This window comes from Oribacterium sinus, assembly GCF_014202695.1.
Taxonomy (GTDB): domain Bacteria; phylum Bacillota; class Clostridia; order Lachnospirales; family Lachnospiraceae; genus Oribacterium; species Oribacterium sinus.
Genome location: NZ_JACHHH010000003.1, coordinates 49365 through 67689, shown reverse-complemented (window position 1 = coordinate 67689; position 18325 = coordinate 49365). Strand labels below are relative to the sequence as shown.

The 18325-nt window shown below is 42.6% G+C and carries 15 protein-coding genes and 1 tRNA gene; 12 read left to right on the top strand and 4 right to left on the bottom strand.

All coding sequences use genetic code 11. From position 1 onward, the window contains the following. Window positions 1-485 precede the first annotated feature (485 nt). The 9 genes from HNQ46_RS03655 (at window position 486) to HNQ46_RS03615 (ending at window position 10024) form a co-directional block, all read left to right on the top strand. Window positions 486-1436 (top strand): Rpn family recombination-promoting nuclease/putative transposase, encoded by a 951-nt coding sequence (locus HNQ46_RS03655; protein WP_183683155.1) that lies wholly within the window; start codon window positions 486-488, stop codon window positions 1434-1436. Window positions 1437-2113: 677 nt separating this feature from the next. Further along, window positions 2114-3052 (top strand): Rpn family recombination-promoting nuclease/putative transposase, encoded by a 939-nt coding sequence (locus HNQ46_RS03650; RefSeq protein ID WP_183683153.1) that lies wholly within the window; start codon window positions 2114-2116, stop codon window positions 3050-3052. Window positions 3053-3259: 207 nt separating this feature from the next. After that, window positions 3260-3475, top strand: a complete 216-nt coding sequence (locus HNQ46_RS12020; RefSeq protein ID WP_243155837.1) for a hypothetical protein — start codon at window positions 3260-3262, stop codon at window positions 3473-3475. Between the two features lie 43 nt (window positions 3476-3518). After that, window positions 3519-3887, top strand: coding sequence for a hypothetical protein (locus HNQ46_RS03640; protein WP_243155836.1), 369 nt, complete (start codon window positions 3519-3521; stop codon window positions 3885-3887). Between the two features lie 752 nt (window positions 3888-4639). Beyond that, on the top strand, window positions 4640-5602 hold the full coding sequence (locus tag HNQ46_RS03635) for a PD-(D/E)XK nuclease family transposase (RefSeq protein WP_183683151.1): 963 nt from the start codon (window positions 4640-4642) through the stop codon (window positions 5600-5602). Window positions 5603-5652: 50 nt separating this feature from the next. Further along, a complete protein-coding gene (locus HNQ46_RS03630; protein WP_183683149.1) occupies window positions 5653-6393 on the top strand; it encodes an NAD-dependent protein deacylase in 741 nt (246 codons plus the stop codon). Between the two features lie 324 nt (window positions 6394-6717). Beyond that, a complete protein-coding gene (locus tag HNQ46_RS03625) occupies window positions 6718-7803 on the top strand; it encodes a PTS transporter subunit IIC (protein ID WP_183683147.1) in 1086 nt (361 codons plus the stop codon). Between the two features lie 279 nt (window positions 7804-8082). Beyond that, window positions 8083-9723 (top strand): DUF5722 domain-containing protein, encoded by a 1641-nt coding sequence (locus HNQ46_RS03620; RefSeq protein ID WP_183683145.1) that lies wholly within the window; start codon window positions 8083-8085, stop codon window positions 9721-9723. A 4-nt stretch (window positions 9724-9727) separates the two neighbouring features. Then, on the top strand, window positions 9728-10024 hold the full coding sequence (locus tag HNQ46_RS03615; RefSeq protein ID WP_007157874.1) for a DUF1294 domain-containing protein: 297 nt from the start codon (window positions 9728-9730) through the stop codon (window positions 10022-10024). Between the two features lie 244 nt (window positions 10025-10268). Here the strand turns inward: HNQ46_RS03615 and HNQ46_RS03610 are convergent, their stop codons facing one another. Together HNQ46_RS03610 and HNQ46_RS03605 are read right to left on the bottom strand one after the other, a co-directional pair. After that, on the bottom strand, window positions 10269-10451 hold the full coding sequence (locus HNQ46_RS03610) for a toxin-antitoxin system protein (protein ID WP_183683143.1): 183 nt from the start codon (window positions 10449-10451) through the stop codon (window positions 10269-10271). Window positions 10452-10573: 122 nt separating this feature from the next. Next, a tRNA-Arg gene (locus HNQ46_RS03605) sits at window positions 10574-10645 on the bottom strand. Between the two features lie 275 nt (window positions 10646-10920). On the opposite strand from HNQ46_RS03605, the gene HNQ46_RS03600 reads away from it, so the two are divergent. Next, the gene (locus HNQ46_RS03600) at window positions 10921-11778 is read left to right on the top strand and encodes a MurR/RpiR family transcriptional regulator (RefSeq protein ID WP_007157873.1); all 858 of its coding nucleotides are present in this window, start codon (window positions 10921-10923) and stop codon (window positions 11776-11778) included. 146 nt (window positions 11779-11924) lie between these two features. Here the strand turns inward: HNQ46_RS03600 and uvrB are convergent, their stop codons facing one another. Further along, window positions 11925-13928 carry an excinuclease ABC subunit UvrB gene (uvrB, locus tag HNQ46_RS03595; protein ID WP_183683140.1) on the bottom strand — a complete coding sequence of 668 codons (2004 nt, stop codon included), beginning with the start codon at window positions 13926-13928 and terminating at the stop codon, window positions 11925-11927. A gap of 253 nt (window positions 13929-14181) precedes the next feature. Here uvrB and leuB point away from each other — a divergent pair, with 253 nt between their 5' ends. Continuing rightward, window positions 14182-15270, top strand: coding sequence for a 3-isopropylmalate dehydrogenase (leuB, locus tag HNQ46_RS03590; protein ID WP_183683136.1), 1089 nt, complete (start codon window positions 14182-14184; stop codon window positions 15268-15270). 362 nt (window positions 15271-15632) lie between these two features. Next, window positions 15633-17900 (top strand): ATP-dependent zinc metalloprotease FtsH, encoded by a 2268-nt coding sequence (gene ftsH / locus HNQ46_RS03585; RefSeq protein WP_183683133.1) that lies wholly within the window; start codon window positions 15633-15635, stop codon window positions 17898-17900. A 126-nt stretch (window positions 17901-18026) separates the two neighbouring features. Here ftsH and HNQ46_RS12280 read toward each other — a convergent pair whose 3' ends face one another. Continuing rightward, on the bottom strand, window positions 18027-18296 hold the full coding sequence (locus HNQ46_RS12280) for a helix-turn-helix domain-containing protein (RefSeq protein WP_243155835.1): 270 nt from the start codon (window positions 18294-18296) through the stop codon (window positions 18027-18029). Between the last annotated feature and the right edge of the window lie 29 nt (window positions 18297-18325).

Below are 18325 nucleotides of genomic sequence, written 5' to 3'. Positions count from 1 at the left end.
AAGAACCCCCTCCGGGGTTCTTTTTTTATCTAAAAATACGGCTTAAATCTTCAGAGCATTGCGTATCTCCTAGTCCCAAGGTACAGTCTCGCTAAGTTCGCCCCGACTAGCGGTACTAAACGCAAGCTTCGCTTTGCTCGCTTTTGTTAAGTACCGAGGGGTTCAGATTGCCTTGTGGCTAGGAAATAGGCAGTGCTCCTTAGTACTCGGATATAAGTGTAGGTAAGGATAGGTTTGGGGAGTTTGTGTAGCGCTATTTCTTTGACTACACGATTATATTATCAACATACGGATATTATCCGGATGTGGAGTATAGGAGATTTATCAATCTGGTAGTAAGATAATAAGCGATAGAATACAAGTGCCTTCATACATTCTAAATTTTAATCTAAGCTTTATTCTCTATAATTTTTCATTTATCTATTCAAAAAATCTTAATTTACTTATTATTCATTTCTATTATTTCAATTTCCTACAGGTGACTTATGAAAAAAACAAATTCTACTAATGCTAAGATGAAAAAATCTAGTCGTTTAAAAGCTAATTCTAAGAGAAAAAGAAGAAAGATAAATGCTTTGGAAAAGAAAAAGATTATCGAATCTCTTACTTTGATGGATGACCTCTTTATGGAAGTGGTTCTGGAAGAACAGGCTTGCACGGAGTACATTCTGCAAACGATTCTGGACAAATCTTCCTTAAAATTAAAGGAACAAAGACTTCAAAAGAGGTTGCCAAATCTGCATGGAAGAGCACTGGTATTAGATTGCTTATGTATGGATGATAAGGGCTTACTTTATAACATTGAAGTACAGAATTCATCTGCCGGAGCAATTCCTAAAAGGGCGCGTTATCATGCCGCTCTTATGGACATGCATAGCCTTAAGAAGGGAGAAAAGTTTTCCAAATTACCGGAGAGCTATGTTATATTTATTACAGATAAAGATGTATTGGGAGAGGGAGAACAACTCTACCAGATCGAAAGAGTTATCAGAAAGTCCGGAAGCTTGTTTCGGGATGGTTCCCATATCCTATATTTCAACACAGCAAGACAAGATGACAATGCATTGGGGAAACTGGCTAGGGATTTTAAAGAAGCCAATCCCAAAGAAATTCAGTCAGAAGTTTTGTCTCATAGAGTAGCCTCATTAAAGGAAGGTAAAATAGATAGGGAAGGAGAACAGAAGATGAATGTCTTATTAGAGAAGTATAGAAAGAAAGCAGTAGAGGAGGGTATAGAAAAAGGCATAGAGAAAGGTATAGAAAAAGGCATAGAGAAAGGTATAGAACAAGGTATACAGCAAGGTCTTGAACAGGGAAAGAATCATTTGGCAAATTTGATTGGTCGACTTCTGGAAGCAGGACGGATGGATGATCTTAAGAGAGTTTCTTACGATGAAGATTACCGAGAAAAGCTTCTGAAGGAGTTCGGGCTTTAAAATACCTTCTCATTAATTTAGTGTCAAAAAACATCAGTACTGTTCTTTGTGTGGAGTATAGGAGATTCCTCCACTAGTAGAAATATAGGTATATAGAACAAAATGTGTTGATAAAAACCGCTCTATACTCTTGTAAATCAAGGCTGTAGGGCGGTTCAATTTTATTCAAAAGAACTTTGAGGATGGAAGAATTATAAAGCTCTGGAGTACTAACTGCCCACTATCATTAAGGCACGCTCCCGCTAAGCTTCCCCCGGCTAGCGTTACCAAACTCAAGAGAATTGCATATATAGGGGGCTGGAGCTCCTTAGTTCTCGATATAGGCGAAGATGTGGATATGCAGTGCTCCTATGTTTTAGGATATGTCAAATGGTGAGAATAGGCAGTGCTCCTAAGCTATCGAAGATGCCAAAGAGTGGTGATAGGCATTGGAAGGATGGGCTGTGCTATTTCATCAACTATCCTTTTATATTATCAATATACGGATATTATCCGAATGTGGAGTATAGGAGAAGTCCTCTGCTTGTAGTAAAATATGAATCAGTGCAATACATAAATTGTTGAACAGTCTATATCTAAATTACAGAATCTACTTCTCTACTTTCATTTCTTTATTCTACAAATTGTAGTTTTCCTCGTTATTCAATTCTATTATTTCAATTTTCTGCAGGTGACTTATGAAAAAAACAAACTCTACTGATGCTAAGGTAAAAAAATCCGGTCGTTTAAAAGCTAATTCTAAGAGAACAAGAAGAAAGATGGATGCTCTGGAAAAGAAAAAAATCATAGCATCTCTAACTTTGATGGATGACCTCTTTATGCAAGTAGTTCTGGAAGAACAGGCTTGCACGGAGTATATTCTGCAAACGATTTTGGATAAATCTTCCTTAAAGTTAAAGGAACAAAGGCTTCAAAAGAGGCTGCCAAATCTGCATGGAAGAGCACTGGTATTAGATTGCTTATGTACGGATGATAAAGGCTTACTTTATAACATTGAAGTGCAAAATTCATCTGCCGGAGCAATTCCTAAAAGGGCTCGTTATCATGCTGCTCTTATGGACACACATACTCTTAAGAAGGGAGAAAAGTTTTCCAAATTACCGGAGAGCTATGTTATATTTATTACAGATAAAGATGTATTAGGTGAAGGGGAACAGTTGTACCGGATTGAAAGAGTAATTAGAAAGTCCGGTAGCTTATTTCAGGATGGTTCCCATATCCTTTATTTCAATACGGCAATACAAAGTGATAATACATTAGGAAAATTGGCTAGGGATTTTAAAGAAGCCAATCCCAAAGAAATTCAGTCTGAAGTTTTGTCTCACAGAGTAGCCTCATTAAAGGAAGGAAAATTAGATCGGGAAGGAGAAAAGAAGATGAATGTCTTATTAGAGAAGTATAGAAAGAAAGCAGTAGAGGAAGGTATAGAGAAGGGTATAGAAAAAGGTATAGAGAAAGGTATAGAACAAGGTATACAACAAGGTCTTGAACAGGGAAAGAATCATTTGGCGCTTTTGATTGGTCGACTTCTGGAAGCAGGACGGATGGATGATCTTAAGAGAGTTTCTTACGATGAAGATTACCGGGAAAAGCTTCTGAAGGAGTTCAGGCTTTAAAATACCTTCTCATTAATTTATTCTCAAAAACATAGGTATTTTTTGAGTTTCCTTTATTTCAATACGTCAAGGCAAGATGACAACGCATTAGGAAAGCTGGCTAAAGACTTTAAAGAAGCCGATCCCAAAGAAATTCAGTCAGAAGTTTTGTCTCATAGAGTAGCCTCATTAAAGGAAGGTAAACTAGATCGGGAAGGAGAAAAGAAGATGAATGTCTTATTGGAGAAGTATAGAAAAAAAGCGGTAGAGGAAGGTATAGAAAAAGGTATAGAGAAAGGTATAGAGAAAGGTATGCACCAAGGTCAAAATCGTCTTGCTCTTTTAGTAGGTCAGTTACTGAATGCAGGACGGATGGATGACCTTAAAAGAGTTTCTTTTGATGAAGAATATCGGGAAAAGCTTTTGAAAGAGTTCGGGCTTTAAAATACCATCTCATTAATTTATTCTCAAAAAACATAGGTGTTTTTTGAGTTTCCTTTATTTCGATATAGCAAGGCAAGTTGATAATGCATTAGGAAAGCTGGCTAAAGATCTTAAAGAAGCCAATCCTAAGGAAATTAAGTCTAAAGTTTTGTCTCATAGAGTAGCCTCATTAAAGGAAGGTAAACTAGATCGGGAAGGAGAAAAGAAGATGAATGTTTTATTAGAAAAGTATAGAAAAAAAGCAGTAGAGGAAGGTATGGAGAAAGGTATAGAACAAGGTATGCAACAAGGTCAAAATCGTCTTGCTCTTTTAGTAGGTCGTTTACTGAATGCAGGGCGGATGGATGACCTTAAAAGAGTTTCTTTTGATGAAGCATATCGGGAAAAGCTTCTGAAGGAGTTCGGGCTTTAAAATGAGAGTAAAAAATATAGGTTTATAGAACAAAACGTGTTTATAAAAACCGCTCTATACCTTGTAAATCAAGGCTGTAGGGCGGTTCAATCTTTTTTAAACAACTTTATGGATGGGTAATAGCAAGGGGGACTGTATATATGTGGAGCTTCGGGGGACTGTCTATTCCCTTTCACAAAGGCACGCTCCTTCTAAGTTCGCCACGACTAGTGGTACTAAACGCAAGGGCACTTTTTATATGCGAGGCTTCGGAGCTCTAGCACCCCCTAACCACAAGGCACGCTCCCGCTAACTTCGCCCGGCTAGCGGTACTAAACGCAAGCTTCGCTTCGCTCGCTTTTGTCAAGTACCGAGGGGTTCAGATTGTCTTGTGGCTAAAGGGTAGCTAGTGCTCCTTAGTTCTCGATATAGGCGAAGATATAGATATGCAGTGCACCTATATTTTAGGATATGCCAAATGGTGAAAATAGGCAGTGCTCCTATGCTATCGAAGATGCCAAAGGGTGGTGATAGGCAGGGGGAGATATTTCATCAACCATACTTTTATATTATCATTATACGGATATTATCCGAATGTGGAGTATAGGAGATTCCTTTAACTCGTTGTAAAATATAAATCAATGAATCACACAACTTTCTAAATAGTCTACATTAAATTTTTAATTCGTATATCGCTCTTTTTTTTATTTATTCTAAAAACTATAAATTTTTCTATATTCATTTCTATTATTTTAATTTTCCGCAGGTGACTTATGAAAAAAACAAATTCTACAAATGCTAAAGCTAAAAAATCCGCTCATTTAAAAGTAAACTCTAAGAGTACAAGAAGAAAGTTGGATGCTCTGGAAAAGAAAAAAATCATTGCATCACTTACTTTGATGGATGATCTCTTTATGCAAGTAGTTCTGGAAGAACAGGCTTGTACGGAATATATTCTTCAAACGATTTTGAACAAGTCTTCTTTAAAGTTAAAGGAACAAAGACTTCAAAAGAGGCTGCCCAATTTACATGGAAGAGCTTTGGTATTGGACTGCCTTTGCACTGATGAAAAAGGCTTGCTTTATAATATCGAAGTACAGAATTCATCTGCCGGAGCAACTCCTAAAAGGGCTCGTTATCATGCTGCACTTATGGACACGCATACCCTAAAGAAGGGAGAAAAGTTTTCCAAATTGCCGGAGAGCTATGTTATATTTATTACAGATAAAGATGTATTGGGAGAGGGAGAACAGTTATATCAAATTGAACGTGTTATCAGGAAATCCGGCAATTTGTTTAAAGATGGTTCCCATATCCTCTATTTCAATACGGCAAGGCAAGATGATAATGCATTAGGAAAGCTGGCTAAAGACTTTAAAGAAGCCAATCCCAAAGAAATTCAGTCTGATGTTTTATATCATAGAGTAGCCTCATTAAGGGAAGGTAAATTAGATAAGGAAGGAGAAAAGAAGATGAACGTCTTATTAGAAAAGTATAGAAAAAAAGCAGTAGAGGAAGGGATAGAAAAAGGCTTAGCCCAGGGAATGCAACAGGGATTAGAAAAAGGCCTAGAACAAGGCCTGCAACAAGGCCTTGAAAAGGGCTTGGAGAAGGGTCAAAATCGTCTTGCTCTTTTAGTAGGTCATTTACTGAATGCAGGACGGATGGATGACCTTAAAAGAGTTTCTTTTGATGAAGAATATCGGGCAAAGCTTTTGAAAGAGTTCGGGCTTTAAGCTACCGAAGATCTTGATAAAAGATTGGACTATAAGACAAAGGAGCAAACTTGGATACGAAAGAGAAATTAGCTGAATTAAAGGAGTTAATTCAAAAAGCGAACTATATCGTGTTTTTTGGCGGTGCAGGCGTATCTACGGAAAGCGGCCTTCCGGATTTTCGTTCTGTGGATGGATTATATCATCAAAAATATGCCTTTCCGCCGGAGGAAATCTTGTCTCATGATTTCTTTATGACACGACCTAAAGAGTTTTATAAGTTTTATAAGGAAAAGCTCTTGATTTCGGGAATCCTTCCGAATTCTGCCCACTATGCCTTGCAAAGATTAGAAGAGCAAGGGAAGCTAAAGGCAATTATTACCCAAAACATTGACGGATTGCATCAGATGGCAGGTTCCAAAACGGTATATGAGCTTCATGGCAGTATTCATCGCTACTATTGTGTGAAGCATCATCATCGAATCCCGGAAGAAGAAATTGACTTTTCGACATCCATTCCTTTGTGTCCTCATTGCCGTAACATGATACGTCCGGATGTGGTTTTGTATCAGGAAGGCTTGGATGAACGGATTCTTTCAGAGAGCATTGCCCATATTCAGAATGCAGATTTATTGATTATCGGAGGTACTTCCTTGACGGTGTATCCCGCTGCGGGCTTGATTCAATATTTTCCTCATCATGGAAACAATAAATTGGTTCTTATCAATAAAGAGGAGGGGCGACTGGATACAGAGTGCGACTTGGTACTCTATGGAAAGATTGGAGAAATTCTTTCGGAAGTGGTAAGTTAAGATAGGAGAGGTAAAGTGTTTAGAGGCGGTTTTTACCGTCTCTTTTTTTAAAGCGTTGCATGATGTAGTCTTTTACGAGAGTGCTTAATAACGTAATAGGATAGAGTACTGAATAAAATATCTTTTGCAAAAAACTAAATATTTTTATACAAATAAGTGGAGCATTTTGCTATAATCAGAGGGATGTTTTGTATACAGTTTTTATAAAGAAAGCAATGGGGTGACCGGGAAGGACAGGATAGAAATACTCCTCACTACTTTTAGCTGTTACGATAGGCAGAAGTATTAAAACGCATTGCTTTATAAGAGATTAGGAGAATGAGAATGAAGGCTTTTTTACAAAGGAAGAACATTGAGATTTCCCTGAAGCGCTATGGGATTGATGCCTTATCCGCTATGGCTCAGGGCTTGTTTTGTTCCCTGTTAATCGGAACAATTTTAAACACCCTAGGGCAGAGTCTGGGGATTTCCGCATTAACCAGAGTGGTTGCCACCATTGGCGGTGTGGATTATACCGTAGGAGCAATGGCTTCCGCTATGAGCGGTCCGGCTATGGCAACGGCTATTGCCTATGCTTTACAGGCCCCTCCCTTGGTACTTTTTTCATTGATTACTGTGGGCTTTGCCTCCAATGCCCTGGGAGGAGCCGGGGGACCCTTGGCGGTACTTTTTGTGGCGATTCTTTCCACAGAAATCGGTAAAGCGGTTTCCAAGGAAACAAAAGTGGATATTTTGGTGACGCCTCTTGTAACCATTGGCTCCGGAATGCTTTTTTCGGCAATCTTGGCTCCGATAATCGGAAAAGCGGCGATTCAGGTGGGAAGCCTGATTATGTGGGCGACAGAGCTACAGCCTTTCTTTATGGGAATTTTGGTATCCGCCTTGGTTGGTATTGCTTTGACACTTCCCATTTCCTCCGCGGCGATTTGTGCGGCTCTTGGACTTACGGGACTTGCGGGAGGTGCTGCGGTGGCAGGCTGTTGTGCCCAGATGGTGGGCTTTGCAGTGATTTCCTTCCGGGAAAACGGCGTTTCCGGTCTAGTTTCTCAGGGGCTTGGTACTTCTATGCTGCAGATGGGAAACATTGTAAAAAATCCCCGGATTTGGATTCCGGCTACATTTGCCTCCATGATTACAGGACCACTGGCTACCTGTCTCTTTCATTTTGAAAATAACGGTCCTGCGGTTACCTCCGGTATGGGAACCTGCGGTTTGGTTGGCCCTATCGGCGTTTACACCGGCTGGCTTAAGGGCATAGAAGAGGGGAGTAAGACAGCGGTAACTGCAAGTGATTGGCTTTCTCTTTTGCTGTTATGCTTTATTCTTCCAGCAATATTTTCTTTGCTTTGTTCTGCTTTTTGTCGGAAAATGAAGTGGATCAAAGAGGGAGATATGAAGCTTTCCTCCTAAAGCGAAGCTGTAATGTAAGAACTTGTAAGAAATTTTCTATGGCTTTTTTGTAAAGAACTGAGTATAGTTGGACAGGTCAAAGGCTTTAATTCTTAAAGAATAAGCCAAAAGATAGTCAAAGATATTTGTAGCGGTGCAAAGCAGGCATATAGGCATCCGGAGTCGATGTATCAGAGTATGTAATGAAGAGATATACAGATATACAGTGGAACCGGGGGAACATAGGGGTATGCAAAGCAACAAAGCACAAAGCAAGTATGTCAGTTCAAGGAGAGGAAAATGGCTTTACAAGGAAAAACAAAGAATGTAGCCATGTTTATGTTAAGCATGGCATTTACAGCACTTTTTTCCACGGGAGCTTTCGCTTATAATCTTTCGGCGAAGGTAAAAGACGTGGAGATTACGGACAACAGGCAGGAGATTCAGTTGCAAATGGATGCAACAGGAGACAGCAGCGGTACTGACGGATCGGTTTATATTTTCGAAATCAAGCCTTATCAGACCGATCTTGGCAGTCGTACCGACTTTATTGCCAAGGGAAGCTTGGGAGAGAATCAAAAATTTAATTTTCCTCTCTATGCAGGTCCCGGAGAGCTTCGTCTTTACAGCGCCTTTGTGCCGGCTGTAAAGGTGGGAAGCCGTTATGAAATGATTGCGGATAGAAGATATATAGAGAATCCGGAGGTGGTTGCGGAGAACCAAAGTCCTGCTTTAAATCCGGGAAAGAAGGGACTTCGTGTAGATCCCAATATCTTAGATGACGCACTGAGTCTGAACATTAAGCATGCGGGCGTAGATATTCCTACCCAGCGTTTCTTCGGTCAGGGAATTTCCTATTCCTATGAGGGAAAGACCTTCCAGATTAACAAGGAGCTGATTGATCAGCTGGACGGAGAGGTGAAGCGCCTTAGTGATTCCGGCGTAGCGGTCACCGCCATTTTGCTTAACGCATGGAACAATACCGTACCGGAGTTAAATCCCATCGGCGTTAAGGAGCTTCCCAAGGAGCAGGCGGTTTACTATGGCTTTAACGTAGAGTCCGAGCAGGGCTTTAGAGCGGTAAAGGCTATGGCTTCTTTCTTGGCAAAGCGTTATAACGGTCAGAACGGTCACGGAAAAATTACCAACTGGGTAGTGGGAAATGAGATTGACAACCAGTATTGGAACTATGAGGGAGACTATGATGTTTCCACCTATACCAAGAAATTCCAGCGTGCCTTCCGTGTATTTTATACCGCGATGAAGTCCGTTTCTGCCAACGACAACATTATGTTCTCTTTAGATCACTACTGGAACATGTTCCCGGAGGCGGCTCCTGTAGGCAAATATAAGGGAAAGGATGTGGTATTGGCCTTCCATCATTTTGACAATCTGGAGGGACATATGGACTTCGGTCTGGCATTGCACCCCTATCCATATCCTATTTCCTCCCCGGCATTCTGGGATGATGATAAGACCGGAAAGGTTAACGATACCATTGATTCTCCCATTATCAACTTTAAGAATCTTCATGTGATTACCGATTTTATGCAGTTGGACAGCATGAAGAACAAGAAGGGAGAGGTTCGAAAGATTTTCCTTACCGAGGAAGGTTTCACCAGTATTCAAAAGGGACAGGATAAGTCGGATGAGCAGGCTGCAGCAGTAGCATACTCCTACTATATTGTAGATAACAATCCGTATATTTCCGCGTATCTCATGAGTCGTCAGGAGGATTCCGATGATGAGGTAAAGCACGGACTGGCTTTCGGACTTTCCAGCATTGTGAACCATCAGTTGGTACATAAGAAGGCACACAGCGTCTTTAAGTATATTGACGATGCCAGCGCAACAGAGGGAACGGCAGACTTTGCCAGAGCTATTATTGGTATCGATTCTTGGGACCAGCTTATTCCAAATTTCCGTTTCCCGGGAAGATAAAGAAATGGAAAAAGAATTGTTGCAATCAATTTTGGAGCTTGGGGGAAAGGGCTTATTGCTCTATCTTTTGGGCATCAATATTCTTTGTTTTCTTAGCTTTGCCTATGACAAGTGGCAGGCCATACATAGGGGATGGAGAGTGCCGGAAAAAGTCTTATTGGGGCAAGCCTTCTTGGGCGGCGCCTTAGGAGGAATTCTGGGAATGTATCTTTGCAGGCATAAGACCAGAAAACCAAGATTTTTAGTCTTGATGCCGGTGGCGCTGCTACTATGGATTTACCTGATTTTTGGAAGAAAATAAAAGGAGCTATGAAAATAAAAAAATTTTCTGTGCAATATAGGTCTGAACTGGGGCACGCTCTCGCTAGCTTCGCCACGTAGCGGATACTAAGCGAAAAACTGCGTTTCTCTTGTTTTTCGCAAGTACCGACGGGCTCAGACTACCCCAAATTCAGACCTATTTTGCCGAAAATTTCTTCATTAATTTGATTTTCACAGTAGCTTTGCTATTTTTTCTCCTGATTCGTTGACTTCTTGATACGTAGTCATGATAAGCTCTCTTCCAGCTCTTTAAATACTTCATCCATGGGTTGTGAATCATCCTTTAATGCTTGAGAATAGCCTGTAGTCATCATGGCATGGAAGGCATCATTCGACATTTCTTCTTGAATGGGGATGGACTTTTTCTCTATTTTTGCAAATACTCTTGTTTTTTTCGTGATAGACATAAACCATACCTCCTTTTATAAAAGTATAGGAAATGTGTTGTATATTACAACAATTAAAGGTACAAAAAAGGAGCTGTGAAAATCAAAAAAAATTTTTGATTTTTATAGCTCCTTTTTCCCTATGCTCCCGAACGGACTCGAACCGCCACTACTGGCGTCGGAGGCCAGCGCTCTATCCATTAAGCTACGGGGGCAATTATTTGCCAAAGCTACAGAGCTTAAATCAGTCTATAACAATGGTGATAACTTCAAAAGTATAGAACATTCCGATAAAAAATTCAAGGGAATAGCAGATAAACTTCACTATGGTTTATCGAGAAAGTTCATTGCATTCCTGTAGTAGAAAACTTCACTATGCCTTGTCAAAAGAAAAAAGAAAAAATTTCTATTCATTTACCCACTGCTTCTTGAAAAAAATTTCCTATTTGCTATAATAATCATATTGTACAATTTCAGAAGGGGTGAGTCTATGCAGGAAGATTTTTTGACGAAAATACGCTCTGCTTACAACCAATTTACCAAGGCAGAGAAAAAGGTAGCGGACTATATTTTACAAAATCCCGATCAGGTTCTGTTTATGTCTATTTCGGATTTGGCGGAAACCTGTAAGGTGGGGGATACTTCTGTTTTCCGTTTTTGTAAAACTATGAATGTGAAGGGCTACCAGGAATTTAAGATGACTCTTTCTCTGTCCATGCGTGGAAATGGAAAGGAAAGCAAGGAGGGAGATGGAGGCAATGTTTCTTTACAGGATAACAATATTGCGGAGCTTGCCGGAAAGGTTTTGGAAGAAACCATTGATTCCATTAAGGAGACTCATTCTCTCTTGGACTTTAACAAGGTTACGGAGGCTATGAATGCCCTTTCCAAGGCAAAACGGATTCTGTTCTTCGGTGTTGGCGCTTCCATGCTGACCGCGATGAAGGCGATGAATAAGTTCCATCGTATTGAGCCGAAGGTTTATTGTTCGGAGATGGTAAGTCAGCAGTTGATGAGTGCAGCAACCATGGAAAGAGGAGATGTGGCCGTGATTTTCTCCTATTCCGGTGCGACCAGGGACATCGTGGAGATCGCAAAGCTGGCGAAGGAGTCCGGAGCCACTGTGGTATCCATCACCCGTTTCCAGAAGTCGGAGCTTACGGATTATACGGATATTTTATTGCTTTGCGGAGCCAATGTGGGTTCTCTGCAGAAGGGCTCCACCTCCGCAGAAATCAGTCAGCTCTTCTTGGTAGACATAATGTACACCGAGTATTATCGGAGACATTACGAGTATTGTAATCAGATTCTGGAAAAAACCACTGTGGCTATCAAAGATAGAAATTAAAGGAAGCGGTCAGAGGACTAGGCTGTCCAAAGCTATAGATCCCATAATCATAATAGTCTGATATGATTCATGTCTTTATAAAAAATAGGTCTGAAATAGGAGAGTGAATACTCCGATTTCAGACCTATTTGCCTTAGGAATAAATCTTATCCGTTTTTCTCTAAACTGTCCCGAAGCTCTTGAATCTTGTCACGATATAGTGCGGCATCTTCGAAGTTTAACTCTGCAGCGGCTGCCCGCATTTTCTTACTAAACTCACGAATCATCTTTTCAATCTCTGCTCTGGACATGGATTCCACATCCTTTTGGAAGCCCTTCTCATCATCTCGCAGTACCTTGGAGATGGCAATCAAATCTCGAACTGCCTTCTTGATGGTGGTGGGGGTGATGCCATGGGCTTTGTTGTATTCTTCCTGAATCGAACGTCTTCTCTTGGTTTCGTCAATGGTACGCCTCATGGAGTCGGTAATGGTATCCGCATACATGATAACATGCCCCTCGGAATTTCGAGCAGCACGACCAACGGTCTGAATCAAAGAGGTTTCGGAACGAAGGAAGCCTTCCTTATCCGCATCCAAAATGGCCACCAGCGTAATCTCCGGAATATCCAGTCCCTCTCTAAGCAGGTTAATGCCCACCAAAACATCAAACTTATCCAGACGCATATCTCGGATAATGGCGGCTCTTTCCAAAGTATCAATATCGGAATGGAGATACTTAACTCTTACCTTTGCTTCCTGCAAATATTTGGTAAGGTCCTCTGCCATTTTCTTGGTAAGGGTGGTGACCAGAATCTTATTGCCCTTGTCGGTTTCCTTATGGATTTCGGAAAGTAAGTCGTCAATCTGTCCCTTGGTGGGGCGCACCACGATTTCCGGATCCAAAAGTCCTGTAGGACGGATAATCTGCTCTGCCCTTAGGATTTCATGCTCCGCCTCGTACTCTCCGGGAGTTGCGGAAACGAAGAGCATTTGGTTGATTTTTCCTTCAAATTCACTGAAATTTAAAGGTCTATTATCCAGAGCGGAGGGAAGACGGAATCCGAAGTCCACCAGAGTGGTTTTTCGGGATAGGTTTCCATTATACATTCCCCGAATCTGGGGCAGGCTGATATGGCTCTCGTCTACAATAATCAGGTAATCCTCCGGAAAGTAGTCCATTAGGGTGTAGGGAGGCTCTCCGGGCTGGGCAAAGTTTAAGTGTCTGGTGTAGTTCTCGATACCGGAGCAAACCCCGGTTTCCCGAATCATTTCCACATCAAAGTTGGTTCGCTCGGAAATACGCTGGGCTTCCAAAAGCTTTTCTTCACTCTTAAAATAGGCTACCCGCTCATCCAGCTCTTCCAAAATATTTTTGCAGGCAATCTTCATTTTCTCCATAGGAATAACGTAGGGGGTGGCAGGGAAGACCATGCAGTGCTCAAGCTTCGCCTTGCCCTTTCCGGTGAGGGCATCAATCAGCTGAATTTCCTCGATTTCGTCTCCGAAAAACTGGATGCGATAGGCCTGTTCGCCTTCGGATGCGGGGAAAATGTCTACAATGTCCCCCTTTACCCGAAAGGTTCCGCGGCGAAAATCCATATCGTTTCGGTTGTACTGGATTTCCACCAGGTTCTTAATCAATTCATCTCTATCCCGCATCTGTCCGGGACGGAGGGAAATGGCCATATTTAAATATTCCGTGGGGGCTCCCAAACCGTAGATGCAGGAAACGGAAGCCACCACCACCACGTCCTTACGCTCGGAAAGGGCTGCCATGGCAGAGTTTCGTAATTTGTCGATTTCCTCGTTGATGTCCGAATCCTTCTCAATATAGGTGTCGGTGCTGGGAACATAGGCCTCCGGCTGGTAGTAATCGTAGTAGGAAACGAAGTATTCCACTGCATTTTCCGGGAAAAATTCCTTCATCTCGGAGTAAAGCTGTGCCGCCAGAGTCTTGTTATGGGAAATGATGAGGGTGGGCTTTTGGATTTGTTGAATCACATTGGCCATGGTAAAGGTTTTTCCGGAGCCGGTGACACCCAGCAGGGTTTCAAACTGGTTTCCCTCCTGTAAGCCCTTCACCAGTTTTTCAATGGCAGCAGGCTGGTCCCCCATGGGGGCGTAATCCGAATGCAGTTTAAATTCTCCTGTAAGCTGTGATCTATCCATAAAACTCCTCTTTTAAAAAATGTGTAGTTGATACAGATTTCTAAAGCTAAAAAAGCATGTTATTTCTAGTATAGCAAATTCATATACGTTAAAAAAGAAATTTACAGTAGAATAGAGGGGAATATAATGCGGGGTTTATCAGCGGGAGAGTCTTGCGCCCTAGGAGAGCAAGCATTTAGTAGCTATAGAGTCTTGCGTCTTTGGAGGACAAGCATTCAACAGTGAAAAAGTGTTAGAAGAGAAAGGAGCGAAAATGCAGTATTCCATTTGTGCATTGCCGGGAGACGGAATCGGACCGGAGATTGTAAGAGAGGCTAGAAAAGTACTGGAAAAGGTGGCAGAGCTGGAGGGCTTTAGCCTTCAGTTTACGGAAAAAGCCTTTGGGGGTGCAGCCATTGATTTGTACGGAGAGCCTCTGCCGGAGGATACTTTAGAGGCCTGCAAAGCTTCCCAAGCAGTGCTGATGGGAAGCATTGGGGGAAAGGTAGGCGTTTCCCCCTGGTATTCTTTGCCGGTGGAAAAGCGGCCGGAGGCGGGTCTTCTTTCTCTTCGGAAGCAACTTGGCCTTTTTTGTAATCTTCGTCCTGCCAAGCTTTACAAGGAACTTCGGGATGCCTGTCCTTTGAAGGAAGAAATCATTGGGGATGGCTTTGACATTATGATGATTCGAGAGCTTACCGGGGGCTTGTATTTCGGAAAGCGCTCCATTACCGAGGAAAATGGAGAAGAGGTGGCCAGAGACGAGCTGATTTATCGGGCTCATGAAATCGAAAGAATCGGACGTATTGCCTTTTCCCTGGCAAAGGCAAGGGGGGGCAAGCTTTGCTCCGTGGATAAGGCCAATGTTTTAGATAGCTCCAGACTTTGGAGAAAGATTTTCACAAAGCTGGGAGAGGAAGAGAAGGAGGTGGAGCTTCGCCATGCCTTAGTGGATTCCACTGCCATGGAGCTGGTTAGAAATCCGAGAAACTTTTCCGTGATTGTCACCGAAAATATGTTCGGAGACATCCTTTCCGATGAGATGGCGGAGATTGCCGGCTCTTTGGGCATGCTTCCCTCTGCTTCCTTAGGGGAAAATGCCTTTGGGCTTTACGAGCCCAGCGGCGGCTCTGCTCCGGATATTGCAGGACAGAATATCGCCAATCCCTTAGCTACCATTCTATCCGCAGCAATGCTGCTGGAAATTTCTCTGGGGGAGAAGAAGACGGCAAAAAGAGTGGAAAATGCCGTGGAAAAGGTATTGGCACTGGGGGGCAGAACCAAGGATATCTTCTCCGGAAAGGAAGGAGAAAAGCTTTTGTCCTGTTCGGAAATGGGGGATTTTGTAGTGGCTCAGCTGTAAAGTTCTAACAGTTTTCTTTGCATATAGGTCTGTAATGGGGCACGCTCTCGCTAACTTCGCCTTCGTAGCAGCACTAAGCTTCAATCGGCGCTTTGCTTGATTTCAGCAAGTGCTGACGGGCTCAGATTACCCCATTTTCAGACCTATATGCAAGAAAACACTAGGATATTGAACTTTTTCAGCTTTCGCTTTGTTGTAAGAGGAACTTCTTGGAACCTTGTTTGTCAAAAAAAATAATAGAAAATCTTAAAAAAATAGGCAAAACGGAAAAAGCTTGTGGCGACTCCGATTTGCCTTGCTTTATGTGGGGGCTCTCCGTATAATGGTAGAACGGCGTAAGCCATGAGAATAAGGAGAGTGGAATGGATAATAATAATGATTTTAAAGGCGGTGAGAATGGAGGCTTCTCCAACTGGGGACAGACGGTTCTCATCGTTTTAATAGCGGCAACAGTAACCTTCTTTATATATACGGTAGCCCAGCGTTTTATGACCAAGGGCATGTCTCAGGAATTAAGCTATAGTCGTTTTCTTTCTATGGTGGATCAGGACTTGGTGGCCAAGGTAGAGTGGGGAGACGGACAGATTACGGTTTACCCCAAGAGTAGAGTGCAGACAGAGCAACCGAAGGAGAATCCAAGTAAAGAGGAGAAGGAAGGCATTGCCAGGGATGATGAAGAAGGAAAGGCCTTGAACTTTGATACGTCAAAGGAAGAAACTTCTTTCTCTGAACAGAATTCCTCCTTGTCGCAAGATTCCTCTAAGAATAATGAGGAAGGTCTCAAAGAGAACGGTTTAAAATCGGAAGAGGTTTATTTTAAGGAGGATATTTCCGAGAGGACTTCTTGGGAAACTATCCTGGGGATGATTTTAAAGAATCATTTGAAGAGAAGAAATAATGCAGGATCCGACAGCTCTTCTGGACTGACGCAGGGAGAAAGCAGAGTCTATTATGTTGTGCCGGTCAACGCGGATGCGGCATCTTTGGTGGAGCGTCTCTATAGACATAACGTGGAGATTTACAGAAAGAGACCGGATAATTCCGCCTTTCTGATGCAGATTATTGTCAGTATTGTGCTACCCTTTGTTTTCCTGATTCTTCTGATGAACACCATGGTGAAGAAAATGGGAGCCTCCGGTGGAGGATTCTCCGGGGTGGGTAAGTCCAAGGCGAAGATGTATATGCAGAAGGACACCGGCATCAGCTTTAAGGATGTAGCAGGTGAGGATGAGGCGAAGGAAAGCCTTGTAGAAATCGTAGACTTCCTACATAATCCCACAAAGTATACTTCTATCGGTGCAAAGCTTCCTAAGGGAGCCCTTTTGGTAGGGCCTCCGGGAACCGGAAAAACCCTTCTGGCCAAGGCTGTGGCAGGAGAGGCCAATGTGCCCTTCTACTCTCTTTCCGGTTCAGACTTTGTGGAGATGTTCGTTGGTGTGGGAGCCAGCCGTGTAAGAGATTTGTTCCGACAGGCAAACCAGACTGCGCCTTGCATCATATTCATTGATGAGATTGATGCCATCGGTAAGACCAGAGATACCCGTTACGGGGGCAATGATGAAAGAGAACAGACTCTGAATCAGCTCCTTTCCGAAATGGATGGCTTTGATGCGGGGAAGGGAATCATGGTCATGGGGGCCACCAACCGTCCGGAAATCCTGGATCCGGCTTTGCTTCGTCCGGGACGTTTTGACCGCCGTGTCATTGTGGAAAAGCCTGATTTGAAGGGAAGAGTCAATATCTTAAAGGTGCATGCCAAGGACATCAAGCTGGACGACAGCGTGGACTTTGACGAAATCGCCTTGGCCACCAGCGGCGCGGTGGGAGCGGATCTTGCCAACATGATGAACGAATCCGCCATCACTGCGGTAAAAAATGGTAGAGAAAAGGTTAGCCAGAAGGACTTGTTTGAGGCGGTGGAAGTGGTTTTGGTAGGTAAGGAAAAGAAGGATCGTATCCTTTCCCAGCAGGAGAGAAAGATTGTTTCTTACCACGAGGTAGGACATGCCCTTGTGGCAGCAGTGCAGAAGCACTCCGAGCCGGTACAGAAGATTACCATTGTCCCTAGAACCATGGGAGCTCTGGGCTACGTTATGCAGGTACCTGAGGAAGAAAAATATCTGAATACCAAGGCAGAGCTTCATTCCATGATGGTGGAATGTCTGGCAGGCAGAGCGGCAGAGGAAATCGTTTTTGAAACTGTAACTACCGGAGCCAGCAATGATATTGAGAAGGCGACGAAGATTGCCAGAGCGATGGTAACCCAGTACGGTATGTCCGAGAAGTTCGGCTTAATGGGACTTGCCAGACAGGAAAATATGTACCTGGGAGGTCGGGCTGTCTTAGAGTGCGGAGACGATACCGCTACAGAGGTGGACCAGGAAGTGGCACGCATTTTGAAGGAGTGCTACGAAGAGTCCAAGAAGATTTTGTTGGAAAATCGTTTTGCTCTGGATGAGATTGCAAAGTTCCTGATTGAGAAGGAAACCATTACCGGAAAAGAGTTTATGAAGATCTTTGCCGAAGTAAAGGAAAAGGAAGGAAGAGAAGAGCATCCGGAAAATTCTTCAGAGCTGAAAGAAGGAACAGAGGAAAATGAGGGCAAAGAGGAAGGACACTCCGAAGCCTAAGAGGCAGACGCTTCTATAGATAAACCGCATTTTCTGAAAGAAATGTACGAAAAAGGTCTGTCAGAGTTCCTTCTCTGGCAGACCTTTTCCCTATGATAAAATACCATATATGACTATGCCCGGTCTCTAAGGACGTACTTCCATAATGTCTGAAACAGTACAGGAAAACAAAAGGCAAAGCTGTCGTATGGTTTCTGTAGAGACCGGTAGGTTTTTCTTCAAACGATGCAGCAGTGCGGCAGAAACTTTGTGGTCTTGAATAAGACGATATTGGCTCACTTGTTCTCGTTCAATCAGTCGCCAAAATGGGGCATAACTAATCACATATACTCCTTTTAGAATGAGAAAAGGAAGACAAAATATAAAGAATTCTTCTATCTTGTATAATTTTAACATTACTATGCAGATTCGTATAGAAAGGAATA